The sequence below is a fragment of the Pseudomonas fortuita genome (assembly GCF_026898135.2).
GTDB lineage: Bacteria > Pseudomonadota > Gammaproteobacteria > Pseudomonadales > Pseudomonadaceae > Aquipseudomonas > Aquipseudomonas fortuita.
The window spans coordinates 3,794,027-3,817,974 of record NZ_CP114035.2; the positions used below are offsets into that span (position 1 = coordinate 3,794,027).

Genomic DNA, 23,948 nt, shown 5'->3' on the forward strand with positions numbered 1-23,948 from the left:
GTTCAGCGAGGCGCCAAACCGCCGCGAAGAGGCTGGCACAGGCAACACAACTGCTAGATCAACCCGCAGTCTTGACCATCCGCCCGCCACCCACCGCCTGCGCCGTGGGGAACACTTCCAGCCGCGACACATCCACCTGCCGGGGCATCTTCAGCGCCGCCAGCAGCAGCTGTGCGATGTCTTCCGGCTGGATCGACTCGTAGCCGTCATACAGCTCGCTACCCGCTGCCTGCATGCCCATCGCTGCCTTGTACAGCTGGGTCTGCACCCTGCCCGGGGCAATTTCGGTCACCCGCACCCCGCTGCCCAGCAGATCACAGCGCAAGGCATCGCAGAACAGGCTGACGCCGGCCTTGGACGCCCCGTACACCGCCGCACCAGGGTGCGGCGCGCGGCCGGCACTGGAGCCGATGAAAAACAGATGCCCCCTGCCCCGCCCGACCATGCCCGGCAACACCTGGCGCGCCAGGTGCAGCGGCGCCTTGAGGTTGATGTCGAGCATATTGTCGATTTCGGCTTCGTCGATGTCCTGGAACGCCGCACGGGTAGACAGAATGCCCGCGTTGTTGACCAGCACATCCACCGCCTGCCCTTCCAGCGCGGCAGCCAGCGACCGGTAGTCGCGCACATCCGCCTGCAAGGTGGTCACACCTGGCTCGCCAGCAAGCTCCGCCAGCGCCTGCGGGCTGCGCCCCACGGCAATCACCTGCAGGCCGGCGTCACGCAGCGCCAGCACGATGGCCTTGCCGATACCGCTGGTAGCCCCGGTCACCAGCGCGCGCTGGTAGCCCTCGGGGAATGCGACTTCAGGCATAGATGTAACCCCCGCTGACAATCACGTTTTCACCCGTGGCATAGCTGTTGCGGCTACTGCCCATCATCACGATCCACTCGGCGATTTCTGCCGGCTCCGCCGCGCGACCCAGCGGGTTGGCGGCGGCCAGTTCGCCAAGGAAGCCCAACTGCTTGGCGCGCTCGGTGGCAAAACCGGCCGGCGCCACCGAGTTGACCAGGATCTGGTCCTTGGCACAGGCCTGGGCGAACGACTTGGTCAGGCTTACCACCGCAGCCTTGGTCGCCGCATAGTGGGCGTTTTGCGGGTGGGCCTTGAAGGCATCCACCGAGGTGACGTTGACGATGCGCCCGGTCACCGCCGGGGCTGCCACGTACTGCTGCATGTGGCGCACCGCCGCGACCATCATGTGGTAGGTGCCCTTGATGTTCACGGCGTTTTCCAGGTCCCACTCTTCGTCGGTGATCTCGAAGATGTCCTGGCGCGGGTAGATGGCCGCGCTGTTGACCAGGCAATGCACCCGTCCCAGGCCTTCAACGATCTGTGCGAAGGCTGCGTGGGCGGTGTCCTTGCGGGCAATGTCACCGACTGCGATTGCCACCTCCACACCCTGCCCGCGCAGCTCTTCTGCAGCTTGTACCAACAATTGCTCGTTGCGGTCGATCAGGCCGATTTTGCCAGCGCCACGCTTGACCATCAGCCGGGCTGTTTCCAGGCCCAGACCCGAGGCACCACCTACGATCACCACCGTTTGATTATCCACAAGACACCTCCGCGATTGAGTCTTTACGTAAGATGCCTGTTGTCTTACATTTGGTCAAACATCAATTCGCCGACAGGTGCTGCCATGCCCGCTTCCAGCCTCTCGCCCGTACCTACCCCACACGCCCGGGACCGCTTGCTGGATGCGGCCACCGCGCTGTTTGCCAGCCATGGCTACCAGGCCATCGGCCTGCGTGACCTGGCCAGTCACCTGGGCCTGCGCGCCGGCTCGCTGTATCACCATATCGATACCAAACAGGGCCTGCTGTTCGAGCTGATCGAGTCGAGCCTGACCGACCTGCTGTATGAAACCCGACAATGCCTCAAAGGCGCCCGAGCCACCAGTGAACGCTTGCCCTGTTTTGTACAGGCCTTTGTGACCTACAGCCAAGCCAACCCGGACAAGCTGGTGTTGCTGACGCGGGAGGCCATGAATCTGAACGAGGAGCAACTGTTGCAAGTTGAACAGTTGAAAGCTGAATACAGCGGGCTACTCAGCGACATCGTCGCCGCCGAGTGCGGCCTGACGACTCCGCGCGCGCGGTCGATTGCCCATGCAGTGCTGGGCTTGCTGTGCGGGCAGGCGCAATGGGGGACTGTAATGACCGCCAAGGAGCAACTGGTGACCTTCGTGCAGGGCATCGTCGGTACCGGCAAAACAGCCGTACATCGATAAAATAGAATAACAATATAAATTCTTATTCTTTTTTTAATGAAAAATAATCCTCTATAACTCTCGCCACTGCACAGCCGCCAACACTTGGCCAACTGTTGGCAGCGCAACACCCGATCAACACGAAACGCCCGTCCGGCAACAGCAGCTCGCCTTTGAAAAGTTGCTGACTTGTTGATTTATAGGGATTTTTTAATTCGGCACGACGATTGCTCAAGCAAAGTCCCGCTCAACCAGAACCGGAGACCTGCCCATGAGCACCCCACTGAACGTCGTAGCCCTGTCCGGCGGTACTTCCCGCCCTTCGCGTACCCTGGCCCTGACCGAGGCAATCCTCGCCGAACTGGCCGAACACCTGCACATCAAGCCGCACCTGATCGAACTGGGCGACATCGCCCGCCCGCTGGGCAGTGCCCTGTGGCGCAGCGAACTGCCCGAAACCGTCGAGCAGCAGCTGCGCCTGGTGGAAAAGGCCGACCTGCTGGTGGTGACCACACCCGTGTACCGTGGCAGTTTCACCGGCCACTTCAAGCACCTGTTCGACCTGATCGGCCAGGACGCCCTGGTCGACACCCCGGTACTGCTCGCTGCCACCGGTGGCAGCGAACGCCATGCACTGGTGCTCGACCACCAGCTGCGCCCGCTGTTCAGCTTCCTGCAGGCCCTGACCCTACCCATCGGCGTTTTCGCCAGCCAGGCGGAACTGGCCGACTATCGGGTGTCCAGCGATGCCCTCGCCGCCCGCATCCGCCTGGCCGCCGAGCGTGCCGTGCCGCTGTTCGGCGCCCACCACGCATTGCGTAAAAGCGCCTGAGGAGCGGCCATGAATGCACCTGTAAATGCCCCCCTGCGCCCGGCGTTGGCCATCGCCCGAGAACTGGCCGGGCAGTTTGCCCAGACCGCCGTCGAGCGCGACGAGCGCGGCGGCACGCCAAAAGCCGAGCGCGATGCGCTGCGTGGCAGCGGCCTGCTGTCGCTGGCGATCCCGCAGGCCTTCGGCGGCCAGGGCGCCAACTGGCACGACACCTTCGCGGTGGTGCGCGAATTCGCCCGGGTCGACAGCTCCATCGCCCATGTATTCGGCTTTCACCACCTGATGCTGGCCACCGTTCGCCTGTTCTCACGCCCGGACCAGTGGCAGCCGTGGTTTGAACAGACCGCCCGCAAACAGTGGTTCTGGGGTAATGCCCTGAACCCGCTGGACACGCGCACGGTGGTCAAGCACTTCGACGGCTGGTGCGAGTTCTCTGGCAAGAAAAGCTTCTGCTCCGGCGCCAGCGACTCAGAAATGCTCATCGCCTCGGCGGTGGACGAGCGTGCCGGCGGCAAACTGCTGATCGCCGCCATTCCCAGCGGCCGCACCGGCATCAGCCTGCACCGCGACTGGAACAACATCGGCCAGCGCCAGACCGACAGTGGCAGCGCCACATTCGAACGTGTGCGGGTCGAGCACAATGAACTGCTGCTCGACCCAGGCCCCCTGAGCACGCCGTTTGCCGCCCTACGGCCGCTGATTGCCCAGTTGCACTTCGCCAACCTGTTCCTCGGCATTGCCGAGGGCGCCTTCGACGAAGCCCGTCAGTACACGCTGAAGGAAAGCCGGCCGTGGTTCCGCTCCAGCGCCGCCAGCAGTGCCGAAGACCCTTACGTGCTGCGTCATTACGGCGAGTTCTGGGTCGGCCTGGAAAGCGTGCGCCTGCTGATCGAACGGGCCGCGCGCCAACTGGACGCCGCCTGGGCCAAGGAACATGCCCTCACCGCCGAGGAGCGCGGCGACCTGGCGCTGGCCATCGGCACCGCCAAGGTCGCCGCCAGCCGCCACGGCCTGGACATCTGCAACCGCCTGTTCGAAGTCACCGGTGCCCGTGCCACCCATGCCTCGCTGCGCTTCGACCGGCACTGGCGCAACCTGCGCACACAAACCCTGCACGACCCGGTGGACTACCGCATCCACGAACTCGGCGAGTGGGCCCTCAACGACAAACGTCCTGCCCCATCCTTCTACTCCTGAGGACTGCCCATGCAACTGCTGACCCTCCCCCCGTCACCGACACTGGCCACCTCGATCAGGGCGACCGCACAGGTCTTCGAAGACCCCAGATCGCAGGCGCTGCTCGCTCACTTGCAACAGGTCGCCCCCAGCGAGGCCAGCGTCCTGATCATTGGCGAAACCGGCACGGGCAAGGAGCTGGTCGCGCGCCACATCCACAACCTCAGCGGCCGGCGCAACGGGCCGTTCGTTGCGGTCAACTGCGGCGCATTCTCCGAATCGCTGGTGGAAGCCGAACTGTTCGGCCATGAAAAAGGCGCCTTCACCGGCGCCCTGTCGGCCAAGGCCGGCTGGTTCGAGGAGGCCAACGGCGGCACGCTGTTCCTCGACGAGATCGGCGACTTGCCGCTGCCGATCCAGGTCAAGCTGCTGCGCGTGTTGCAGGAGCGCGAGGTGGTACGGCTTGGGTCGCGCAAGAGCATCCCGATCAACGTGCGGGTACTGGCTGCGACCAACGTGCAGCTGGAAAAGGCCATCAACGCCGGGCATTTCCGTGAGGACCTGTACTACCGGCTGAACGTGGTGACCTTGCAGTTGCACCCGTTGCGCGACCGCCCGGGTGACATCCTGCCGCTGGCCCGGCACTTCATCCGCACTTACAGCGACCGGCTTGGCTACGGACCGGTGGAACTGAGCCCCAAGGCACAGGCCAAGCTGGTGGAATACAGTTGGCCGGGCAATATCCGCGAGCTGGAAAACGTGATTCACCACAGCTTGCTGACCTGTGGCGACGGTACGATACAGGCACAGGACCTGCGTTTGTCCAACCTGCGCATCGAGCGACAAGAAGAGGAGCCGGCAGGCAATGATGTGGAGGACCTGCTACAGCGGGCGTTCAGCCGGCTGTACGAGGAGCAGTCGGGCGACCTGTACGAGAAAGTGGAAAACGCCCTGCTGCGCTCGGCCTATCGGTTCTGCCATTACAATCAGGTGCATACCGCGCAATTGCTGGGGTTATCGCGCAACATCACCCGCACGCGACTGATTGCGATTGGCGAGCTGGTGGTGAACAAGCGGCGCGGGCAGGAACAGCAGGCGCTGGATAACCGGGTGGTGCGGTTGTCGATCTGAGTTTTGTAATGCCTGAGCCGGCCCTTTCGCGGCTAAAGCCGCTCCCACAGGGACAGCGCAAGCTTGAAGCTTATGCAGTACCTGTGGGAGCGGGCGTGCCCGCGAATGGGTCAGGATGCCGTGCGCGGCATCAGTTCATACGGGTGCTTCCAGCCTGGCAGCGCCTGGATCCGCGCCTTCCACGCCTCGATATGGGTGAACTCCGCCAATGGAATACCGGTGTCTTCCGGCATGAATACATACCCCGCCAACGACAGGTCGGCGATGGTCAGCCGGCCGCCAACCATGAACGGCGTCTTCGCCAGGTGCGCGTCGACAATGCGGTAAGCCGCCGTGGCACGCTCACGCAGGAACCGGGTCACGTCCGTTTCGCCGGTATTCTTCAGGCAGAACAGAAAGCGCAGCGCGGCGTAATAGCTGGTGAACTTGTGGTTGTCGAACAGCATCCAGCGCCAGATCTCGCGCTTTTCGTCATCGTCACGGGGCCCGAACTGGCCGGTCTGTTCGGCGAGGTAGTCCAGAATCAGCGCAGACTGGGTGAAACGCTTGCCAGCGTGCTCCATCACCGGCACCTCGCCCTGCTCGTTCACCTCATCGCGCCAGGTTTGCTCACGGGTCTGGCCATGGAAGAAGTCGACGAACACCGGCTGCCAGTCCTGGCCCGTGAGTTCGAGCATCAGCGCAGCCTTGTAGGCGTTGCCGGATTCGGCGAAGCAATGCAGCTTGTAGTCGGGCATGGTGGGACCTTCAGTTTCCTTTGAATGATCGTGTCGAGTCATTCACGGGTTCACCCGCGAAGAAGCCGTAGCGCCGAGCAAATCACGCTCGGCCCGGCGCGGTCAATCCGTCCGCAGGCAATCCTGCAGCCATAACATCCCGTTCCCCGTCCCTCCCGTCATAGTCCCCGCCCAACCGCCAATGCCATATAGTGGACAAAAAAACACGGATAAAAACCATGTACAGAAACACCTCTACCCCCGCGCACGACAACGGTTGCGGCGGTTTCGGCGCCAACCCACGCCACATCGCCCGTGCCGGACGCCAGCATCGCGATTCGTTCGAGCGGCGCTTCCCGATGCTGTCTGGCATGGCGTTTGAATAGACGTGGGTGCCTCGATGGGCCTGTCGCGCAACCACCTGTCGCACTTCGGTACCCTCGCTCCCAACGTGCATGCGGCGCTGTGCTGCAACGGCCTTGCCATCACCCGTGGCACAGCTACCGTTACCCTGCTGGCCGACTGGGTGAGCGGCGAACGCGACGCGCTGATCGACGTCCTTCTGGGCTCCGCAGGCCCCAACCGCAACCCGCCGGAGCCGCTGCTGAGCGCCGGCGTCAACCTCAACCTGCACCGGGGCCAGCGCCGCGCCGGCCTGCAAAGCTGATCAGGAGGCACCATGCATAGCCTTGGCATTCTCGGGGTGGGCGAGCTCACCGAAAAAACAGTCATCGGCCTGCGTCGCAGCGGTTTCGAAGGCCCCATCCTGTTGTCACCGCGCAATGCGCAACGGGCAGCCGTGCTGGCCCAGGAGCATGGTTGCCAGGTGCTGGCAAGCAACCAGGCAGTGGTCGACCAGGCAGAACTTGTGATCCTTGGCGTGCGCCCGCAATCGCTCGCCGAACTGGCAAATGACGTACAGCTGCGCTCAGGCCAGCGCCTGGTCTCGCTCGCCGCCGGGGTCAACCTTGCGCAACTGTCCACCGCGTTCCCTGGTGCCCTCTGTGTGCGTGCGATGCTGTCGTATGCGGCGCAGTACAACCAGTCCACGGTAGTGGTGTGCCCACCCGATGCGCTCACTACGCAGTACCTGGAGCCACTGGGCAAACTGGTGGTGCTGCAGGGCGAGCCGGAATTCGAGCTGGCCACCGTGGCGGCGTGCATGAATGGCTGGTTCTACTTCTTGCTACACGACCTGCAGCAGTGGCTGATGGACAAAGGCCTGCCCGCAACCGAAGCGCGTGCGCTGGTGCTGGGCAACCTGCAAGACTGCGTGGCCAGTGCCGGGCAGCAGCCAGCGTGTACGCTCAAGGCCTTGGGCGAGGCCATTGCCACGCCGGGCACCTTTACTGCCGATGGCCTCGCGGTGCTGATGCATCAGCCGGTAAGCGCCACCTGGGGCGCGGCATGCGAGGTGGTGCTAGACGGGCTGTTGACGCGGTCAGGGCGGGCCGGGCACTAAGGGATGATCGAACGTATCAGCCCCGGTAAACGGACCAGCCGTTTTCGTGTGCTTTGCCCGGGGGAAGACCACCAACCAGTTGGCCTGCCCCTGCCTCGGGGGCCGCGCGGCGGCCCCGACAATCTCCAGCCTGCAAAGGGAACTACCCGCCCCCCCGGCCCTCTTAAACACTGAGTGGTTTATTTCCCTGTGCTTCACGTATTGGAGAACTCGACATGCGCCACCTACTCCTCGCCCCTGCGCTGCTGCTCCTGCTGCCTGCCGGTGCTGCCCTGGCCCGCGTCGATGCGGGCGACGTCGCCACCTCAGCCGGTGTTTCCGCTTCGCTGTATTCGACCTTCAAGGACGACAAACGGATCATCCCGGCCCGTGACGAGCTTTCTGCCTTCGTCGCCAGCGGCGGTGCAATCCGTGGCGCCTATGTAGAGTCGGCGCTGGAACAGGCGCGCAAGGACCACCCAGGGCTACAGGCCAATGATGAAGAACTGGCCAGGGCTATTCTTTCCCAAGATGACCGCATAGCCGATCATTGAGGCAATCCTGTGCTGGCCCTTTCGCGGGCTTGCCCGCTTCCACAGGTACCACTCCTGGCCTAGAGCCAGTGCAGTATCTGTGGGAGCGGGCAAGCCCGCGAAAGGGCCGGCACGGGCAGCATCACCCCCAACCATCCATGCGCATGGTCGCCCTGACCAGGCGCTGCTCTTCCTGCTCGATCTCCCGCAAACTGTCGCGTATGCCGTTGATATGCTCACGCGCAGCCCGCTGCGCCTGCTCCGGCAATTGCTCCATCACCGCCTGATACAACCGCGCATGCTGCCGATCAATCTGGCGTTTCTGCGCCGGCCGGCAGTACAGGTTGTTGACCGAAGCGAACACGGTGCTCAAGGTCAGATCACTGAGCGATTGCAGGGTATGCACCAGCACCGGGTTATGTGACGCCTCGCTGATCGCCCGATGGAAGGCATGGTCACGGCGGGCATGCTCACGGGCGTCCAGCGCCTGGGCCGACTCGTGGGCAGCCAGCATTTCTTCATAACGCCGGCGAATCAGCAAGCGGTCGACCTCGGTGGCACGCAACGCTGCCAGCCGCGCCGACTCGGCCTCCAGCAAAGCCCGTACCTCCAGCAAGTCGAACAGCGTGCGTGGCTGCGAACTAAACAGGTGCATCAATGGGGTGGCACCCACCTGCCCCGTCAGGTCCGCAACGAACGAGCCTCGTCCCTGCTCGGTGTCGATGATGCCGCGCCCGCGCAAAATGCGTAGCCCTTCACGCAGGGCCGAGCGTGAACAACCCAGCTTCTCTACCAGCCGCCGCTCCGATGGCAGGGCCTGGCCCACCTTCAACACGCCGTCGACGATCAGCCGCTCGACCCGCTCGGCCACCTGGTCGGCGACCTTGGCTTTGCCGTCAGTAACCATTGTGCCCCCTCCTCCTGGTAGGACCAGTTAGCCCATCTATCCAAATCTAGCCGGGTAAACCCACCAATAACCAGTACCACGGCGAAAAACTGGTAGGACCAGTGCCCGCCATGCTCGACCCCAGGCGCTGGCACGCGCAGGCTGCAACCGTGACCGCTTTGCCAACAACAACAAAAACCGTTGCCGAGTGAGCCGATGAATATCCTGTACGACGAACGCGTCGATGGCGCGCTACCCGCCGTGGACCAGGCAGCCCTGCTGCAGGCACTGCACAGCGCCCTGCCGGACCTCGATATCCTGCACCGCGAAGAAGACCTGAAACCCTACGAATGCGATGGGCTGTCGGCCTATCGCACGGTGCCGCTGCTGGTGGTGCTGCCCGAGCGCCTGGAGCAGGTGCAGACGCTGCTCAAGCTCTGCCACCAACGCGGCGTACCGGTGGTAGCGCGTGGCGCCGGTACCGGCCTGTCGGGGGGTGCCCTGCCGCTGACCAAGGGGATCCTGCTGGTAATGGCACGTTTCAACCGCATCCTTGAGGTCAACCCACAGGGCCGCTACGCCCGTGTGCAACCCGGCGTACGCAACCTGGCCATCTCCCAGGCCGCCGCACCTCATGGTATGTACTACGCGCCAGACCCGTCCTCGCAAATCGCCTGCTCCATTGGTGGCAACGTCGCCGAGAACGCAGGTGGCGTGCACTGCCTCAAATACGGCCTGACCGTGCATAACCTGCTGAAGGTGGACATTCTCACGGTCGAAGGTGAACACCTGACCTTGGGTAGCGATGCCCTGGACAGCCCCGGCTTCGACCTGCTGGCACTGTTCACCGGCTCTGAAGGCATGCTCGGCATTGTCACCGAAGTGACCGTGAAACTGCTGCCCAAGCCTCAGGTGGCACGGGTGCTGCTGGCCAGTTTCGACAGCGTCGAGGACGCTGGCCGGGCAGTGGCTGACATCATCGCCGCTGGCATCATTCCAGGCGGCCTGGAGATGATGGACAACCTGGCAATCCGCGCCGCCGAAGACTTCATCCACGCCGGCTACCCGGTGGACGCGGCGGCCATCCTGTTATGCGAACTGGACGGCGTGGAGGCCGATGTGCACGACGACTGCGAACGGGTGGCCGCGGTGCTGACGCAAGCCGGCGCCCGCGAGGTGCGGCTGGCCTGCGATGAGGCCGAACGCGTGCGCTTCTGGGCCGGGCGCAAGAACGCCTTCCCGGCGGTGGGGCGCATTTCCCCGGACTACTACTGCATGGACGGCACCATCCCGCGCCGCGAACTGCCGCGGGTACTCAAGGGCATCAGTGACCTGTCCCGCGAATACGGCCTGCGCGTGGCCAACGTGTTCCACGCCGGCGACGGCAACATGCACCCGCTGATCCTGTTCGATGCCAACCTGCCCGGGGAGCTGGAACGGGCCGAAGCCATCGGCGGCAAGATCCTCGAACTGTGCGTGGCGGTGGGCGGCAGCATTACCGGCGAGCACGGCGTAGGCCGCGAAAAAATCAACCAGATGTGCGCCCAGTTCAACAGCGACGAAATCACCCTGTTCCACGCGGTCAAGGCCGCCTTCGACCCGCAGGGCCTGCTGAACCCCGGCAAGAACATCCCCACCCTGCACCGCTGCGCAGAGTTCGGCGCCATGCATGTGCACCACGGGCAACTGCCCTTCCCTGACCTGGAGCGTTTCTGATGAGCATGGACCGCGACATCAGCCAGGCCCTGCTACAGCAGGTCACCCAGGCCTTGAACCACGGCACGCCACTACGTATCCAGGGCAGCAACAGCAAGGCCATGCTCGGCAGCCCGGTGGCCGGCGAAGTTGTCGACACCCGCAGCCACCGTGGCATCGTCAGCTACGACCCCACCGAACTGGTGCTCACCGCCCGTGCGGGCACACCGCTGCGCGAGATCGAAGCGGCCCTGCACGAGGCCGGCCAGATGCTGCCCTGCGAACCGCCGCACCTGGGCCCCGAGGCCACCCTGGGCGGCATGGTCGCGGCGGGCCTGTCCGGCCCCAGGCGGCCGTGGGCCGGGTCGGTACGTGACTACGTGCTCGGCACGCGGGTAATCACCGGCCACGGCAAGCTGCTGCGCTTTGGTGGCGAGGTGATGAAGAATGTGGCCGGTTACGATGTATCACGGCTGATGGCGGGTAGCTTCGGTTGCCTGGGGCTGTTGACTGAAATTTCCTTGAAAGTGCTGCCTCGGCCGCGCGAATGCCTGAGCCTGCGCCTGCCGATGGGCTGCCACCAGGCACTGGCCGAGCTGGCCGAATGGGGCCAGCAGCCGCTGCCGATCAGCGCGGCCTGCCATGACGGTGACGCCCTGTTCCTGCGCCTGGAAGGCGGTGAAGGCTCGGTGCAGTCGGCCCGCCAGCGGCTGGGCGGCGAAATGCTCGACAGCGGTTTCTGGAGCGACCTGCGCGAACAGCGCCTGGCGTTCTTCAGTGACCCTGCGCCGCTATGGCGTTTGTCGCTGCCCAACGCCACCGGCGAGCTGCAACTGCCCGGCCAGCAGTTGATCGACTGGGGGGGTGCCCAGCGCTGGCTGAAGTCCAGTGCACCGGCGCAGGCGATTCGCGACCACGTCGCCAAGGTGGGCGGCCACGCCACCTGCTACGCCCCCGGGGCAGCCAGCAGCCCACCCCTGCCCGCCGCACTGATGCGTTACCACCGTGCCCTCAAGCAGCAACTCGACCCCCAGGGGGTGTTCAACCCTGGCCGCCTGTACCCGGACCTGTGAGGCCAGACCATGCAAACCAACCTGAGCGAAACAAGCCGCCGGCTGGCCCGCGCCGACGAGGCCGAAAGCATCCTGCGTTCCTGCGTGCATTGTGGGTTTTGCACCGCCACCTGCCCTACCTACCAGTTGCTGGGCGATGAACTGGACGGCCCGCGCGGGCGCATCTACCTGATCAAGCAGGTACTCGAAGGCGAGCCGGTCACCGCCAGCACCCAACAGCACCTGGACCGCTGCCTGAGTTGCCGCAACTGCGAAACCACCTGCCCATCCGGGGTCAGATACCACGACCTGCTGGACATCGGTCGCGCCGTCGTCGACCAACAAGTACCACGCTCGCTCGGTCAGCGCCTGCTGCGCCAGGGCCTGCGTGCGGTAGTGCCACGCCCGGCGCTGTTCAAGGCCCTGACCCGCAGCGGCCAGGCCCTGCGCCCACTGTTGCCGGGCACGCTCAAGCGCAAACTGCCGGCGCACATCACGGCACCCGGCGAGCGCCCCGCGCCACGCCACGCACGCCAGGTGCTGATGCTGGAAGGCTGCGTGCAGCCGACCTTGTCACCCAATACCAATGCCGCTGCGACGCGCCTGCTCGATCGCCTGGGGATTAGCGTGCAACCCATCCACCAGGCCGGCTGCTGTGGCGCGGTGGACTACCACCTCAATGCCCAGGAGCAAGGCCTGCAACGTGCGCGGCGCAATATCGACGCCTGGTGGCCGGCCATCGAAGCAGGTGCCGAAGCCATCGTGCAAACCGCCAGCGGCTGCGGCGCGTTCGTGCGCGACTATGGCCACCTGCTGGAACACGACACCCGCTACGCAGCCAAAGCGGCCAGGGTCAGCGCCCTGTCCCGCGACCTGGTAGAAGTACTGCGCGATGAGCCGGTCGAGCAACTGGGCCTGTGCGCCGAGCAACGCCTGGCCTTCCACTGCCCCTGCACGCTGCAACACGCCCTGAAACTGGGGGGTGCGGTAGAGGCGCTGCTGACGCGCCTGGGCTTTACCCTGACCTCGGTACCGGACGGCCACCTGTGTTGCGGCTCGGCTGGCACCTATTCGCTGACCCAGCCTGCGCTGTCACTGCAACTGCGTGACAACCGCCTCAACGCACTGGAAAGCGGCAAACCGCAAGTCATCGCTACCGCCAACATCGGCTGCCAGGCCCACCTCGACGGGGCCGGGCGCACGCCGGTACGGCACTGGATCGAAATCGTCGAAGCCGCCTTGAACCCGGAGAACCCCCATGCATAGCAAGTTCGTGATCGGCCAGGCCGACGTCGCCCGTGTGCTGGCCGCCGCCCGCCAGGAAGCCCTGGCCCAGCATTGGAACGTGACCATCGCCGTGGTCGACGACGGTGGCCACCCCTTGGTCCTGGAGCGCCTGGATGGCTGTGCGCCGGCCAGTGCCTACATAGCCGTGGAGAAAGCCCGCACCTCCGCGCTGGGGCGCAAGGAAACCCGGGATTACGAGGAAATGGTCAATGGGGGCCGCACTGCATTCGTCACCGCACCGCTGCTGACCAGCCTGGAAGGTGGCGTGCCACTGCGGGTGGATGGCCAGGTGGTGGGTGCCATTGGTGTGTCCGGGGTCAAGTCCGAACAGGATGCCCAGGTGGCCAAGGCTGGAGCGGCAGCCCTGTAGATCCTGTGCTGGCTTCTTCGCGGGCTTGCCCGCGAAGAAGCCAGCACAGGTGACTGAATTCCCGAAGACAGAACATCGAGCGAACAGACAATGCCAAACGAACTCCAGATCGCCCCCACCCTCCAGCACTTCATCGAAGACGAAGTCCTCCCCGGCACCGGCATCGAAGCCAACGCTTTCTGGCAAGGCTTCAGCACCTTGGTCCACGACCTCGCCCCGCAAAACCGCGCCCTGCTCGCCGAACGCCAGCGCCTGCAAACCGAGCTGGACAACTGGCACCGCCAACACCCTGGCCCGATCCGCGACATGGCCGCCTACCAGCACTTTCTGCAAGGCATCGGCTACCTGGTCGACGCTCCCGAAAACGTGCAGATCAGCACCGCCAACGTTGACCGTGAAATCGCCTTGCAAGCCGGCCCGCAGCTGGTCGTGCCGCTGAGCAATGCCCGCTACGCCCTCAACGCCGCCAACGCCCGCTGGGGTTCGCTGTACGATGCGCTGTACGGCACCGATGCCATCGCCGAAACCGCTGGCGCCGAACGCGGCCAAGGCTACAACCCGGTGCGCGGCGCCAAGGTAATTGCCTATGGCCGGCAGTTCCTCGACGCTAGCGCCCCACTCGACGGCGCTTCACACAGCGACGCCACTGCCTACGTGATCGACCAGGGCACGCTACGGGTCACCCTGGCCGACGGCCGCCAGGCCGTATTGCACAATCGCGCACAACTGCGGGGTTACCAGGGAGAGCCGAACACACCCACGGCGATCCTGTTGCAGCACCACCAGCTGCATTTCGAAATCCAGATCGACCCGACCAGTGCGATCGGCCAGCAGGACCTGGCCGGGGTCAAGGACATCGCCCTGGAAGCCGCACTGACCACCATCATCGACTGCGAAGACTCGGTAGCGGCCGTGGATGCCGACGACAAAGTCCACGTCTACCGCAACTGGCTCGGCCTGATGAAGGGTGACCTGAGCGAACAGGTGAGCAAAGGCAGCAAAACCTTCAACCGCACCCTGGCTGCAGACCGCCATTACCACGGTATAGACGGCCTCCCCCTGACACTACCGGGCCGCTCGCTGCTGTTCATCCGCAACGTCGGCCACCTGATGACCAACCCGGCCATCCACGACCGTGATGGCCGTGAAATTCCCGAAGGTATCCTCGATGGCGTGATTACCAGCCTGATCGGTCTGCACGACCTCAAGCGCCGCGGCAATTCCCGCGAAGGCAGCCTGTACATCGTCAAACCGAAGATGCACGGGCCGGCCGAAGTGGCCTTCGCCGACCAGTTGTTCGGCCGCGTCGAAGCCCTGCTGGGCCTGCCGGCACAGACCCTGAAGATGGGCATCATGGACGAGGAGCGGCGCACCAGCGTCAACCTCAAGGCCTGTATCGCCAGCGCGGCATCCCGGGTGGTGTTCATCAATACCGGCTTCCTCGACCGCACCGGTGACGAGATGCACAGCGCCATGGAAGCCGGCGCCATGCTGCGCAAGGGCGACATGAAAGGCAGCGCCTGGATCCAGGCCTACGAACGCAGCAACGTGCTGGTCGGGCTGGCTTGTGGCCTGCGCGGCAAGGCACAGATCGGCAAGGGCATGTGGGCCATGCCCGACCTGATGGCGGCCATGCTGGAACAGAAAGTTGCCCAGCCAAAGGCCGGTGCCAACACCGCCTGGGTGCCGTCGCCCACTGCCGCCACCCTGCATGCGCTGCACTACCACCAGGTAGACGTAGCTGCCGTGCAGCAGACGCTGGAACAGGTAGACCTGGGGGCCCTGCGTGGCGCATTGCTGCATGACCTGCTGAGCATTCCGGTCAGCCCCGAACGGCCGTGGAGCGCCGCTGATATCCAGGCTGAGCTGGACAACAACTGCCAAGGCATCCTCGGTTACGTGGCGCGCTGGGTCGAGCAAGGGGTCGGCTGCTCCAAGGTGCCGGACATTCACGATGTGGGCCTGATGGAGGACCGCGCCACCTTGCGCATTTCAGCGCAGCACATTGCCAACTGGCTGCACCATGGGGTAGTCGGGGCCGAGCAGGTCGAGGCGACGTTGCAACGCATGGCCCAGGTGGTCGACCAGCAGAATGCCGGGGACCCGGCATACCGGCCGATGGCCACCGGTTTCGAAACATCGTATGCCTTCCGAGCTGCGCGGGACCTGGTGTTCAAAGGGCGCGAGCAGCCCAGCGGCTATACCGAGCCGTTGCTACATGGCTGGCGGTTGCGCTTCAAGCAGGAAGTTCAACGCTAGCCCAGGCTGCGCGGTCACTCCAGGAGCGGCCTTGTGGCGCGATCGGGTGGGGACGAATTGTGCCGCAGACACCCGCCTGCTGCCAGTCAAGGGTGGTATTCCGGCAGCTTCAGACATTTCCCACAGGGTTCTCGGAAGTGTCTTACTTGCTACCGCCGCCCGCAGAAAACAAGATCGGGGCTGGATCAAGCAACGCTGCGCTCCAGAGGAGGCTCCGCATGCACCTGTACGCCCGCCCCATCGCCGAACTGCGCAGCAGCCTGCGCGAAATGCTGGCCCATGACATGAGTAACCCCGATGAAGACCCACACCTGTCGGGGGTCATGTTCTTCTGCGCCACCGATGAGCATTCCCGGCAATTGATCGAACGCATCGAGTTGCTGGCCAGCGAGGTGTTCTTCGACGCGAACGGGCGGGCCATTTCAGAGTATATGAAGGCTTCGACGGTAGAAGGCGTGCGCATCAGGCGCAACCGCAACGCGGCAGAGGATGAGACAGTAATACGCATCGCGCTGGCGGAAAAAGGCTACATCACTGTCAGCGCCGCCCGGTTCTGAGCTTTTTGGGGCTGCTTTGCAGCCCATCGCCGGCAAGCCAGCTCTCATAGGGGTCGCGTCAAGCCTGTGGGGCACGCGATACCTGTGGGAGCCTTCCTGTCCAATCCGCTATCCTGAGCACTCCCCCGCTCCGGACCCGCCCATGGAACTGCACATTCGCCTGGAGGGCCGCAAAGGCCTGGCCGAGCAGCTTTACCAGCAATTGCGCGCCGGTATCGACAGCGGCCACCTGGCCGCCGGCACCCAACTGCCACCCACCCGCCTGCTGGCAGCACAACTGGGCGTATCGCGCAAGACCGTGGCCGAGGCTTACTCACGGCTGACCTACGACAACCTGCTCAGCGGCGTGGTCGGCCGCGGCACGTTCATCACCCCGCGCCAACCACTGCGCAGCAATGAATCAGCCAGCATTCCCCTGGCCGGCGCTGCATCCCTTGAACGCTGGCAGCAGCGCGCCACCGTGCTCGCTCAACGCCAGCTGCAAACGCCCTCGCGCTATGACTTTGTCGGCGGTGCATCGAGCAAGTCGCAGTTCCCGTTCGACCAATGGCGCAGCTGCCTGAATTACGCGCTGCGCCGCAGCCAGCGCCACCCCGAGCGGCAGTTCCAGGCCCAGGGCCTGCCAGAGCTGCGCGAGGCCATTGCCCACCACATCGCCTACGCCCGCGGCGTGCACTGCAGCGCAGCCGATCTGCTGGTGTGCAACGGTGCCCAGCAAGCGCTGGACCTGATCGCCCGGGTACTGGTCGAGCCAGGCTGTCAGGTGGCCATGGAAGACCCCGGCTACCCGCCGGCACGGCAACTGTTCCTGGCCCTTGGCGCACGCCTGCAGTCCGTGCCGGTGGATGATGAAGGCCTGTGCGTGGAGCAGATCGCCGATGGCACCCGGCTGATCTACGTAACGCCCTCGCACCAGTTCCCGCTGGGTATGCCGATGAGCGAGCCACGCCGACACGCCCTGCTGGCAAGGGCCGCGGAACTGGGTGCACTGATCATCGAAGACGACTACGACTGCGAGTTCCGCTACCACGGGCCAGCCTCGGACGCACTCCAGCGCCTGGACCGGCATGGGCTGGTGGCCTATGTCGGGACCTTTTCCAAGACCTTGCTGCAAGAACTGCGGCTGGGCTATGCCGTACTGCCGCCTGCCGTACTGCAGGCCGCTTGCGTGGCCAAGCACCTCAGCGACTGGCACAGCCCGACTTTGCTGCAGTGGGCGCTGGCGCGTTTTTTGGGCGAAGGCCACCTGAACAAGCATATCCGCCGCTGCCACGAGGTCTACAGCGCCCGTCGCGAGCGCATCCTGGCGCGCCTGGGGGGCGACCTGTCGCCGTGGCTCAGCGCCATCCCTGCCAGCGCCGGCTTCCACCTCAGTGCACTGGCCAATCCCGGGGTCGATGTCGAACTGCTGGCCAACCTCGCGCGCAAGGTAGAGGTCGGCCTGTACTCGCTGGCGCCATTCTTCAGCGAAGCGCCGGTACGCCCGGGGTTATTGCTGGGCTTCGGCGCCATCGAGCTGCTGGACATTGACCCGGCGCTGGACCGGGTGCGCGATACCCTGCAACGCCTCAGCTGACCGGCGCAGCCTTGCCTGGCGCGGCGGGGCGCGCGATGGCTGCGGCATAGCCACGCGGACTGAACCAGCGGGTTACCAGCAACATGGCCATCACGGTCACAGTGAGCAGCGTCCACGACGCCTGGAAGTCACCACTCACGTCACGCAGCCAGCCGGTGATATACGGCACTGTACCGGTGATGATGAAACCGATGCCCTGCACGAAAGCGGCCAGGCTGCCGGCCTCGGCGGGCGTCTTCAAGTGCTCCAGGGTCAGGGTCAGGCATTGGCTGAAGCAGGCGCCCAGGCCAAAACCGATCATCGCGACCCACAGCCCCGCCGCCTGCGTGGGTGCCAGCAGCAGGCCGAGAAAACCGGCCAGCTGGATCGCCAGAGCCAACCACAAGCCTGGACGGCGGTCAGTCCAACGCCGCAGCAACAGCGGCAACCCCAGTGCACCGGCCACCTGGAAGACCGTCATCAGGCCCACCAGGTCTGCACCGCCCTGAGCACTGCCGCCGTGCTCGAGATGGTACGCCGGCAGCCACGCCACCATGCTGGTGTAGCCGCCGTTGATCAGGCCGAAATACAGGGCCAGCAACCAGGCCCGGCGCGTGCCGAACCAGTGCCCGCCAGCAGCGCCGGCCAGCGTTGGCGCCCCCTGCCGTGGCCGCCATACCGCCCATGCCACCAGCGCCAACAGCGCCGGGATCGCCCAAAGGCCCAGGCCGACCTGCCAGTGGCCGAAATGGTCGCTGATATGGGGGCCAAGCACGGCAGCCATGCCGCCACCGCTCATCAACGCTGCCGAGTACAGCCCCATCGCCCCCGCCAGGCGGCTGGGGAACCAGCGGTTGACCAGGCCAGGCATCATGCCCTGCACCACCGCCACCCCCAGACCGGCGACCACGGCACTGGCAATCAGCGCCCAGGCGCTGTCCAGTTGCAGGCGCCACAGGCAAGCCAGGGCGATTGCAGCCAGGCCACCGAGCATGCCGCCATGCTCGCTGATCCAGCGTCGCAACCATGGCTGCAGCAACGGCACCAGGCCCATGCACAGTACCGGCAACGCCGTCAGCAAGGCAGCCTGCTGGTAGCCCAGCCCGGTGCTGGCGCGCATGGGTTCGAGTAACGGGCCGATACTGGTCAGGATCGGCCGCAGGTTCAGCGCCAGCAGGATCACCAGCAACAGGTTCAAAGCAGCTCTCATTGCGCATCGGTTCTCGGGTAACAGGACCCAGGCATTATCCCGGCTTGGCAGGGCTGGCAGAAATGAAGAGATTGGATGCTTGTCAGTGGCCACCTGAATGGGCGATTGGCCTCCCGCTTATGTGCGCAATTGGCTATCGGGGAGGCCAATCGGCAGCGCTACAGTAGTGCCATTCCCATCCAGCACCCTTTGGAGACAGCCATGCACAACCGTATCGAATGGGCCAAGCACGCCCCGGAAGCCTACAAAGCCATGGTCGGCCTGGAGCAGGCCCTGGCCAAGAGCGGCCTGGAGAGTTCCCTGTTGGAGCTGGTACGTCTGCGGGCTTCGCAGGTCAACGGCTGCGCCTACTGCGTCAACCTGCACGCCAACGATGCACGCAAGGCAGGTGAGACCGAAGCACGCTTGCAGACCTTGAGCGTGTGGCGCGAAACCGCCTACTTCACCCCGCGCGAACGTGCGGCGCTGGCCTGGGTCGAAAGCCTTACCCGCCTGCCTGGGCAGGGCGCGCCACAGGGGCAATATGAAGCCCTGCAGGAACACTTCGAGCCGGCCGAGGTGGTCAACCTGACCCTGGCGGTTGCCACCATCAACGCCTGGAACCGCTTCGGGGTCGGGTTTGCCATGGTGCCGGCCTGATCATTCAATGATCGCCGTACCGGCCCTATCGCCGGTACAGGGAACAACTAACGCCCGGCCAACCGCGCCCTATAGCTGCCGGGGCTCTGCCCGGTCCACTTCTTGAACGCCCGGTGAAACGCACTCGGCTCCTGGAACCCGGCCTGCTCGGCTATCTCGGCAATGCTCAACACCCCCTCGCGCAACCGCTCGAAGGCCATCGCCCGGCGCACCTCATCCTTGATCTGCTGGTACGACCGCCCTTCCCGCTCCAGCTGCCGGCGGAACGTACTGGCACTGATCCCCTGCAGCTGCGCCAGCGCCGCCAAGGTCGGCCACTGCCCATAGTGCCGGGCGCGCAAATGGCGGTACACCTCCGCCACCAGCCCGTTCTGGTTGCGAAAGCGGATCACCAACCCCTGCGGTGCACTGCGCAGAAAGGTTTTCAGGGTCGCCAGGTCCTGCACCACTGGCAGACGCAGGTAGGCGCTGTCGAACTCCACTTCGGTACGGCCGCTGCCCAGGCGCAGGTCCGGCCCCCACAACAGCAGGTCGTCTTCCTGGGCCGGGCGCGAGACGGCCAGCTCGGTGCGGTCGATGGCGATCCGCCGCCCGGCCAGCCAGCACAACATGCCGATCATCAGCACCAGGTAGGTTTCCTCGGCGTACACCTGGGTCAACGGGTCGGCAATGCTCGACTGCACGCTGATCAGCGCGCGCCCACCGCGTACGGTCAGGCTGCCGCGCAGGTCGCGCAGGAACAGGCCGAAGCCAGCCATGCACTGGCGCAAGGCCTTTTCCAGGTTCGGCTCAAGGATCAGGCCCCGGCAAATCAGGGCGAAGCTGCCCAGCGGCATGCCATGGCTGTCGAGGCGGAAGAACTCGTCGTCCAGGCGCTGTATCTGTGTCAGCCACAGCTCGGCGAAGGCCTTGGCCGGTACGCGGGCCTGTGACTGCTCAAGCAGCTGGGGGTCGATGCCCACCGCGCGCAGCTGTGCATCGCGCTCGGCCGGGCTATTGCGCAGGGCGTGGAGCATGGCATTGAGAAAGTACACGGCGACCGAATCGCTATCGCGCATGGTGGTTTTCGCTGTCTATGCTGAGTGGCAAAAAGTGCCAGGTTGTTTGAACAGATCCGGCATAGGCTGCAACAGAGCCTTTGCCTAGACTCGATCCCACTCCGGGACCGCCGGCCATTCTCGCAGAGCCTGGCCCGCTCCCGCCATGCCTAAGCTTACGGAGCCTCTATGAGCAGCCCAGAAATCTATGTCGTCAGTGCCGTGCGTTCCGCCATCGGTGGTTTTGGAGGCTCGCTCAAGGACCTGCCCCTGGCCGACCTGGCCACTACCATTACCCGCGCCGCCATCGAGCGCTCGGGCGTGGCCGCCGAGCAGGTTGGCCATGTGGTCATGGGCACCGTGATCCCCACCGAACCGCGCGATGCCTACCTGTCGCGGGTTGCCGCAATGAACGCCGGCATTCCCAAGGAAACCCCTGCCTTCAACGTCAACCGCCTGTGCGGCTCGGGCCTGCAGGCCATCGTCTCTGCCACCCAGTGCCTGCTGCTCGGCGATGCCGATGTAGCCGTGGCCGCCGGTGCCGAATCCATGAGCCGTGGCCCGTACCTGCTGCCGCAGGCACGCTGGGGCGCGCGCATGGGCGACCTGCAAGGCATCGACTACACCGTAGGCGTGCTGCAGGACCCCTTCGAACACTTCCACATGGGCATCACCGCAGAAAACGTCGCCGCCAAACACGGCATTACCCGCGAGATGCAGGATGAGCTGGCCCTGACCAGCCAGCGCCGCGCCGCCCGCGCCATCGCCGAAGGCCGTTTCGACAGCCAGATCGTCCCGGTGGAGCTCAAAACCCGCAAAGGCACCGTACAGTTCGCCGTGGACGAGCACGTACGGGGCGACGTCACCGCCGAGCAACTGGCCGGCATGAAGACCGTGTTCAAGAAGGACGGCACCGTGACTGCCGGCAACGCCAGCGGCATCAACGATGGCGCGGCCGGCCTGGTGCTGGCCAGCGGTGACGCCGTGCGTCGCCTGGGCCTGAAGCCGCTGGCGCGTCTGGTGGGCTATGCCCACGCCGGTGTCGAGCCGGAACTGATGGGCCTGGGCCCGATCCCGGCCACCCGCAAGGTGCTGGAAAAGACCGGCCTGAAGCTACAGGACCTGGACGTGATCGAGTCCAACGAAGCCTTCGCCGCCCAAGCCTGCGCCGTGGCCCGCGAACTGGGCTTCGACCCGGAGAAGGTCAACCCCAATGGTTCGGGCATTTCCCTGGGCCACCCGGTGGGTGCCACTGGCGCGATCATCGCCACCAAGGCCATCCATGAGCTGCAGCGCATCCAGGGCCGCTACGCCCTGGCGACCATGTGCATCGGTGGCGGCCAAGGCATCGCCGTAGTCTTCGAGCGCGTCTGAGGGAGCCTGACACATGAGCATTGAACAGATCGCCGTGATCGGCGCCGGCACCATGGGCAACGGCATTGCCCAGGTGTGCGCCGTCGCCGGCTACCAGGTGCTGCTGGTGGATGTTTCCGACGCGGCGCTGGAGCGCGGCGTGGCCACCTTGAGCAAAAACCTCGAACGCCAGGTCAGCAAAGGCACCCTGGATGCGGACAAGGCCGCGGCGGCGAAAACGCGCATCCGCACCAGCACCGACTACGCCCAGCTCAGCGGCGCGCAGCTGGTGATCGAGGCCGCCACCGAAAGCCTGCAGCTCAAGCAGCGCATCCTGCAGCAAGTGGCCGCCAACGTCGCTGCCGACTGCCTCATCGCCACCAACACTTCGTCGCTGTCGGTGACTCAGCTGGCCGCCAGCATCGAGCACCCCGAGCGCTTCATTGGTGTGCACTTCTTCAACCCGGTACCAATGATGGCGCTGGTGGAGATCATTCGCGGCCTGCAGACCAGCGACAGCACCTACGCCCAGGCGCTGGTGGTGACCGAAAAGGTCGGCAAGACCCCGATCACCGCGGGCAACCGCCCAGGCTTTGTGGTCAACCGCATTCTGGTGCCAATGATCAACGAGGCCATCTTCGTGCGCCAGGAAGGCCTGGCCAGTGCCGAGGACATCGACACCGGCATGCGCCTGGGCTGCAACCAGCCAATCGGCCCGCTGGCACTGGCCGACCTGATCGGCCTGGATACCCTGCTGGCGATCATGGAAGCCTTCCATGAGGGCTTCAACGACAGCAAATACCGCCCTGCCCCGCTGCTGAAGGAAATGGTCGCGGCCGGCTGGCTGGGGCGCAAGAGCGGTCGCGGTTTCTTCACCTACTGAGGACGAGTCGCCATGCCTCCGGTCAATGCCGCAATGCGCTGTGCCAATTTTGAAGAGCGACGTGACCGGGCCATGGCGCTGTTTGCCGAAAAGGGCTTTGGCCAGGTCAGCATGCGCGAACTGGCGGCCCATGTGGGGCTGACTGCGGGCTCGCTGTACCATCACTTTCCCAGCAAGCAGGACCTGTTGTACGACTTGATCGAGGAGTTGTACGAAGAACTGCAGGCCACCCTGGATCAGGGGCGTCGAGCCATGGCGCGCGGGGCCTCGGCACTGGGCTGCCTGATTGCAGCGCACTGGCAATTGCATGCCGAGCGGCCGATGCAGTTTCGGCTGGCGGAGCGCGACTTGTGCTGTTTGAGCGATGACCAGCAGGCGCGCCTGGCCTTGTTGCGCAAACGTTACGAGGCGGGGTTGCTGAGGTTGATCGCGCCACAGGCAACGTTGCAGGGGCAAGCCTTGGTGGCGACGGCGCATGTGGTGGCGACGCTGCTGAACCAGTTGCCGGGGATGTTGAAGGCATTGCCCGAGGAACAGGGGCTGGGGCTGATGGAGAGCATGTTGGCAGGCGGTATAGAGCGGACCCTGCGATAGCCTGTACTGGCCCTATCGCCGGCAAGCCAGCGCCCACAAGGACTGCACAGGCCTTGAGATCTGTAGCGTACCTGTGGGCGCTGGCTTGCCGGCGATTTGGGCCACCCGCTTTAACGCAAAAGTCTCTGGATCTGCTCGTGCAGGGTATCCAGGTCAAACGGCTTGGCCAGGATCGGTGCCTTGCGGGTGATCGGGCTGCCAGACTCGAGGATCTCGGCCGGGTAGCCACTGATGAAGATCACCTTCAGGTCTGGTCGCAATTTCACCGCGGGCTCGGCAATCTCCACGCCGGAGATACCACCCGGCAAACGGAAGTCCGTCACCATCAGGTCCAGGTGCGGTTTGCTGGCCAGGATCGCAAACGCCTGCTCGCCATCTTCGGCAACCAGCACGTGGTACCCCTCACCCGCCAGGTAATCGCGCAAAATCATGCGAATCGCCGGTTCGTCCTCGACGACCAACACCACATCTTGTGCATCTTCACTCATGTTAACGCCTTGAAATTCTTACAGTTGGCCATCAGACCCCAAGC

The 23,948-nt window shown here is 64.9% G+C and carries 25 protein-coding genes and 1 pseudogene; 18 read left to right on the forward strand and 8 right to left on the reverse strand.

Translation table 11 applies throughout. The features are described from left to right. Positions 1 to 58: 58 nt before the first annotated feature. Both OZ911_RS17205 and OZ911_RS17210 read right to left on the reverse strand, forming a co-directional pair. A complete protein-coding gene (locus OZ911_RS17205; protein WP_016487599.1) occupies positions 59 to 814 on the reverse strand; it encodes an SDR family oxidoreductase in 756 nt (251 codons plus the stop codon). Continuing rightward, on the reverse strand, positions 807 to 1,556 hold the full coding sequence (locus OZ911_RS17210; RefSeq protein WP_016487600.1) for an SDR family NAD(P)-dependent oxidoreductase: 750 nt from the start codon (positions 1,554 to 1,556) through the stop codon (positions 807 to 809). Before OZ911_RS17210 ends, OZ911_RS17205 begins: the two co-directional genes overlap by 8 nt. An 84-nt stretch (positions 1,557 to 1,640) precedes the next feature. Here OZ911_RS17210 and OZ911_RS17215 point away from each other — a divergent pair, with 84 nt between their 5' ends. Continuing rightward, positions 1,641 to 2,231, forward strand: a complete 591-nt coding sequence (locus tag OZ911_RS17215; RefSeq protein ID WP_016487601.1) for a TetR/AcrR family transcriptional regulator — start codon at positions 1,641 to 1,643, stop codon at positions 2,229 to 2,231. 22 nt (positions 2,232 to 2,253) lie between these two features. On the opposite strand, the gene OZ911_RS17220 is transcribed toward OZ911_RS17215, so the two are convergent. Next, positions 2,254 to 2,445: a hypothetical protein gene (locus OZ911_RS17220; protein WP_139138779.1), complete on the reverse strand. Its 192-nt coding sequence runs from the start codon at positions 2,443 to 2,445 to the stop codon at positions 2,254 to 2,256. Positions 2,446 to 2,481: 36 nt separating this feature from the next. Between OZ911_RS17220 and msuE the strand changes: the two genes are divergently transcribed. Genes msuE through sfnR form a run of 3 tightly spaced genes read left to right on the forward strand, consistent with a single transcriptional unit; the run spans position 2,482 to position 5,349 of the window. Beyond that, positions 2,482 to 3,042 carry an FMN reductase gene (gene msuE, locus OZ911_RS17225; RefSeq protein ID WP_016487602.1) on the forward strand — a complete coding sequence of 187 codons (561 nt, stop codon included), beginning with the start codon at positions 2,482 to 2,484 and terminating at the stop codon, positions 3,040 to 3,042. A 9-nt stretch (positions 3,043 to 3,051) separates the two neighbouring features. Next, positions 3,052 to 4,239 (forward strand): acyl-CoA dehydrogenase family protein, encoded by a 1,188-nt coding sequence (locus OZ911_RS17230; RefSeq protein ID WP_016487603.1) that lies wholly within the window; start codon positions 3,052 to 3,054, stop codon positions 4,237 to 4,239. Between the two features lie 9 nt (positions 4,240 to 4,248). After that, positions 4,249 to 5,349 carry a sigma54-dependent transcriptional activator SfnR gene (gene sfnR / locus OZ911_RS17235; protein WP_023048998.1) on the forward strand — a complete coding sequence of 367 codons (1,101 nt, stop codon included), beginning with the start codon at positions 4,249 to 4,251 and terminating at the stop codon, positions 5,347 to 5,349. Positions 5,350 to 5,459: 110 nt separating this feature from the next. Here the strand turns inward: sfnR and OZ911_RS17240 are convergent, their stop codons facing one another. Beyond that, positions 5,460 to 6,086 (reverse strand): glutathione S-transferase family protein, encoded by a 627-nt coding sequence (locus OZ911_RS17240; RefSeq protein WP_023048997.1) that lies wholly within the window; start codon positions 6,084 to 6,086, stop codon positions 5,460 to 5,462. A 308-nt stretch (positions 6,087 to 6,394) separates the two neighbouring features. Between OZ911_RS17240 and OZ911_RS17245 the strand changes: the two are divergent. The 3 genes and pseudogenes from OZ911_RS17245 to OZ911_RS17255 all read left to right on the forward strand — a co-directional run. Beyond that, positions 6,395 to 6,732: pseudogene (locus OZ911_RS17245) on the forward strand (FAD-dependent oxidoreductase); the annotation flags it as partial. A 12-nt stretch (positions 6,733 to 6,744) separates the two neighbouring features. After that, a complete protein-coding gene (locus tag OZ911_RS17250; protein ID WP_016487608.1) occupies positions 6,745 to 7,527 on the forward strand; it encodes an NAD(P)-binding domain-containing protein in 783 nt (260 codons plus the stop codon). A 215-nt stretch (positions 7,528 to 7,742) separates the two neighbouring features. Beyond that, positions 7,743 to 8,060: a DUF2388 domain-containing protein gene (locus tag OZ911_RS17255; RefSeq protein WP_016487609.1), complete on the forward strand. Its 318-nt coding sequence runs from the start codon at positions 7,743 to 7,745 to the stop codon at positions 8,058 to 8,060. A 121-nt stretch (positions 8,061 to 8,181) separates the two neighbouring features. On the opposite strand, the gene glcC is transcribed toward OZ911_RS17255, so the two are convergent. Continuing rightward, positions 8,182 to 8,946 carry a transcriptional regulator GlcC gene (glcC, locus tag OZ911_RS17260; RefSeq protein ID WP_016487610.1) on the reverse strand — a complete coding sequence of 255 codons (765 nt, stop codon included), beginning with the start codon at positions 8,944 to 8,946 and terminating at the stop codon, positions 8,182 to 8,184. 195 nt (positions 8,947 to 9,141) lie between these two features. On the opposite strand from glcC, the gene glcD reads away from it, so the two are divergent. The 7 genes from glcD to pdxR all read left to right on the forward strand — a co-directional run bounded on the left by glcD (position 9,142) and on the right by pdxR (position 17,721). After that, complete coding sequence (gene glcD / locus OZ911_RS17265; protein ID WP_016487611.1) at positions 9,142 to 10,641, forward strand: glycolate oxidase subunit GlcD; 1,500 nt, start codon at positions 9,142 to 9,144, stop codon at positions 10,639 to 10,641. Next, complete coding sequence (glcE, locus tag OZ911_RS17270) at positions 10,641 to 11,693, forward strand: glycolate oxidase subunit GlcE (protein WP_016487612.1); 1,053 nt, start codon at positions 10,641 to 10,643, stop codon at positions 11,691 to 11,693. Before glcD ends, glcE begins: the two co-directional genes overlap by 1 nt. A 9-nt stretch (positions 11,694 to 11,702) precedes the next feature. Continuing rightward, the gene (gene glcF / locus OZ911_RS17275) at positions 11,703 to 12,938 is read left to right on the forward strand and encodes a glycolate oxidase subunit GlcF (RefSeq protein ID WP_070086365.1); all 1,236 of its coding nucleotides are present in this window, start codon (positions 11,703 to 11,705) and stop codon (positions 12,936 to 12,938) included. Beyond that, positions 12,931 to 13,329 (forward strand): heme-binding protein, encoded by a 399-nt coding sequence (locus OZ911_RS17280; protein WP_023048415.1) that lies wholly within the window; start codon positions 12,931 to 12,933, stop codon positions 13,327 to 13,329. The genes glcF and OZ911_RS17280 overlap by 8 nt, the downstream gene beginning before the upstream one ends. A gap of 90 nt (positions 13,330 to 13,419) precedes the next feature. Then, positions 13,420 to 15,588: a malate synthase G gene (locus OZ911_RS17285; protein ID WP_070086366.1), complete on the forward strand. Its 2,169-nt coding sequence runs from the start codon at positions 13,420 to 13,422 to the stop codon at positions 15,586 to 15,588. 218 nt (positions 15,589 to 15,806) lie between these two features. Then, positions 15,807 to 16,145 (forward strand): hypothetical protein, encoded by a 339-nt coding sequence (locus OZ911_RS17290; protein ID WP_016487616.1) that lies wholly within the window; start codon positions 15,807 to 15,809, stop codon positions 16,143 to 16,145. 142 nt (positions 16,146 to 16,287) lie between these two features. After that, positions 16,288 to 17,721, forward strand: coding sequence for a MocR-like pyridoxine biosynthesis transcription factor PdxR (gene pdxR, locus OZ911_RS17295; RefSeq protein WP_023048416.1), 1,434 nt, complete (start codon positions 16,288 to 16,290; stop codon positions 17,719 to 17,721). On the opposite strand, the gene OZ911_RS17300 is transcribed toward pdxR, so the two are convergent. Continuing rightward, positions 17,714 to 18,910, reverse strand: coding sequence for a cyanate transporter (locus OZ911_RS17300; RefSeq protein WP_070086367.1), 1,197 nt, complete (start codon positions 18,908 to 18,910; stop codon positions 17,714 to 17,716). The genes pdxR and OZ911_RS17300 overlap by 8 nt on opposite strands. 201 nt (positions 18,911 to 19,111) lie before the next feature. On the opposite strand from OZ911_RS17300, the gene OZ911_RS17305 reads away from it, so the two are divergent. Next, the gene (locus OZ911_RS17305; protein WP_070086368.1) at positions 19,112 to 19,549 is read left to right on the forward strand and encodes a carboxymuconolactone decarboxylase family protein; all 438 of its coding nucleotides are present in this window, start codon (positions 19,112 to 19,114) and stop codon (positions 19,547 to 19,549) included. A 47-nt stretch (positions 19,550 to 19,596) separates the two neighbouring features. On the opposite strand, the gene OZ911_RS17310 is transcribed toward OZ911_RS17305, so the two are convergent. After that, entirely contained in the window at positions 19,597 to 20,607 is a 1,011-nt protein-coding gene (locus OZ911_RS17310; RefSeq protein WP_060517320.1) for an AraC family transcriptional regulator, read from the reverse strand. 168 nt (positions 20,608 to 20,775) lie between these two features. Between OZ911_RS17310 and OZ911_RS17315 the strand changes: the two genes are divergently transcribed. Genes OZ911_RS17315 through OZ911_RS17325 form a run of 3 tightly spaced genes read left to right on the forward strand, consistent with a single transcriptional unit; the run spans position 20,776 to position 23,416 of the window. Then, positions 20,776 to 21,960, forward strand: coding sequence for an acetyl-CoA C-acyltransferase family protein (locus tag OZ911_RS17315; RefSeq protein ID WP_016487621.1), 1,185 nt, complete (start codon positions 20,776 to 20,778; stop codon positions 21,958 to 21,960). A 13-nt stretch (positions 21,961 to 21,973) separates the two neighbouring features. After that, positions 21,974 to 22,822 carry a 3-hydroxybutyryl-CoA dehydrogenase gene (locus tag OZ911_RS17320; RefSeq protein WP_060517319.1) on the forward strand — a complete coding sequence of 283 codons (849 nt, stop codon included), beginning with the start codon at positions 21,974 to 21,976 and terminating at the stop codon, positions 22,820 to 22,822. 12 nt (positions 22,823 to 22,834) lie between these two features. Continuing rightward, positions 22,835 to 23,416, forward strand: coding sequence for a TetR/AcrR family transcriptional regulator (locus tag OZ911_RS17325; RefSeq protein ID WP_016487623.1), 582 nt, complete (start codon positions 22,835 to 22,837; stop codon positions 23,414 to 23,416). Positions 23,417 to 23,526: 110 nt separating this feature from the next. On the opposite strand, the gene OZ911_RS17330 is transcribed toward OZ911_RS17325, so the two are convergent. Beyond that, entirely contained in the window at positions 23,527 to 23,904 is a 378-nt protein-coding gene (locus OZ911_RS17330) for a response regulator (protein ID WP_016487624.1), read from the reverse strand. Between the last annotated feature and the right edge of the window lie 44 nt (positions 23,905 to 23,948).

Bases quoted from the DNA above. Each gene is read 5' to 3' on its own strand.
- glcC (WP_016487610.1), bottom strand. From the start codon at position 8,946: ATGGTTACTGACGGCAAAGCCAAGGTCGCCGACCAGGTGGCCGAGCGG.
- pdxR (WP_023048416.1), top strand. From the start codon at position 16,288: ATGGAACTGCACATTCGCCTGGAGGGCCGCAAAGGCCTGGCCGAGCAG.
- OZ911_RS17240 (WP_023048997.1), bottom strand. From the start codon at position 6,086: ATGCCCGACTACAAGCTGCATTGCTTCGCCGAATCCGGCAACGCCTAC.
- OZ911_RS17310 (WP_060517320.1), bottom strand. From the start codon at position 20,607: ATGCGCGATAGCGATTCGGTCGCCGTGTACTTTCTCAATGCCATGCTC.
- OZ911_RS17300 (WP_070086367.1), bottom strand. From the start codon at position 18,910: ATGAGAGCTGCTTTGAACCTGTTGCTGGTGATCCTGCTGGCGCTGAAC.
- glcF (WP_070086365.1), top strand. From the start codon at position 11,703: ATGCAAACCAACCTGAGCGAAACAAGCCGCCGGCTGGCCCGCGCCGAC.
- OZ911_RS17230 (WP_016487603.1), top strand. From the start codon at position 3,052: ATGAATGCACCTGTAAATGCCCCCCTGCGCCCGGCGTTGGCCATCGCC.
- OZ911_RS17280 (WP_023048415.1), top strand. From the start codon at position 12,931: ATGCATAGCAAGTTCGTGATCGGCCAGGCCGACGTCGCCCGTGTGCTG.
- OZ911_RS17290 (WP_016487616.1), top strand. From the start codon at position 15,807: ATGCACCTGTACGCCCGCCCCATCGCCGAACTGCGCAGCAGCCTGCGC.
- sfnR (WP_023048998.1), top strand. From the start codon at position 4,249: ATGCAACTGCTGACCCTCCCCCCGTCACCGACACTGGCCACCTCGATC.
- glcE (WP_016487612.1), top strand. From the start codon at position 10,641: ATGAGCATGGACCGCGACATCAGCCAGGCCCTGCTACAGCAGGTCACC.
- OZ911_RS17315 (WP_016487621.1), top strand. From the start codon at position 20,776: ATGAGCAGCCCAGAAATCTATGTCGTCAGTGCCGTGCGTTCCGCCATC.
- OZ911_RS17285 (WP_070086366.1), top strand. From the start codon at position 13,420: ATGCCAAACGAACTCCAGATCGCCCCCACCCTCCAGCACTTCATCGAA.
- msuE (WP_016487602.1), top strand. From the start codon at position 2,482: ATGAGCACCCCACTGAACGTCGTAGCCCTGTCCGGCGGTACTTCCCGC.
- OZ911_RS17255 (WP_016487609.1), top strand. From the start codon at position 7,743: ATGCGCCACCTACTCCTCGCCCCTGCGCTGCTGCTCCTGCTGCCTGCC.
- OZ911_RS17325 (WP_016487623.1), top strand. From the start codon at position 22,835: ATGCCTCCGGTCAATGCCGCAATGCGCTGTGCCAATTTTGAAGAGCGA.
- OZ911_RS17215 (WP_016487601.1), top strand. From the start codon at position 1,641: ATGCCCGCTTCCAGCCTCTCGCCCGTACCTACCCCACACGCCCGGGAC.
- OZ911_RS17330 (WP_016487624.1), bottom strand. From the start codon at position 23,904: ATGAGTGAAGATGCACAAGATGTGGTGTTGGTCGTCGAGGACGAACCG.
- OZ911_RS17305 (WP_070086368.1), top strand. From the start codon at position 19,112: ATGCACAACCGTATCGAATGGGCCAAGCACGCCCCGGAAGCCTACAAA.
- OZ911_RS17205 (WP_016487599.1), bottom strand. From the start codon at position 814: ATGCCTGAAGTCGCATTCCCCGAGGGCTACCAGCGCGCGCTGGTGACC.
- OZ911_RS17320 (WP_060517319.1), top strand. From the start codon at position 21,974: ATGAGCATTGAACAGATCGCCGTGATCGGCGCCGGCACCATGGGCAAC.
- glcD (WP_016487611.1), top strand. From the start codon at position 9,142: ATGAATATCCTGTACGACGAACGCGTCGATGGCGCGCTACCCGCCGTG.
- OZ911_RS17250 (WP_016487608.1), top strand. From the start codon at position 6,745: ATGCATAGCCTTGGCATTCTCGGGGTGGGCGAGCTCACCGAAAAAACA.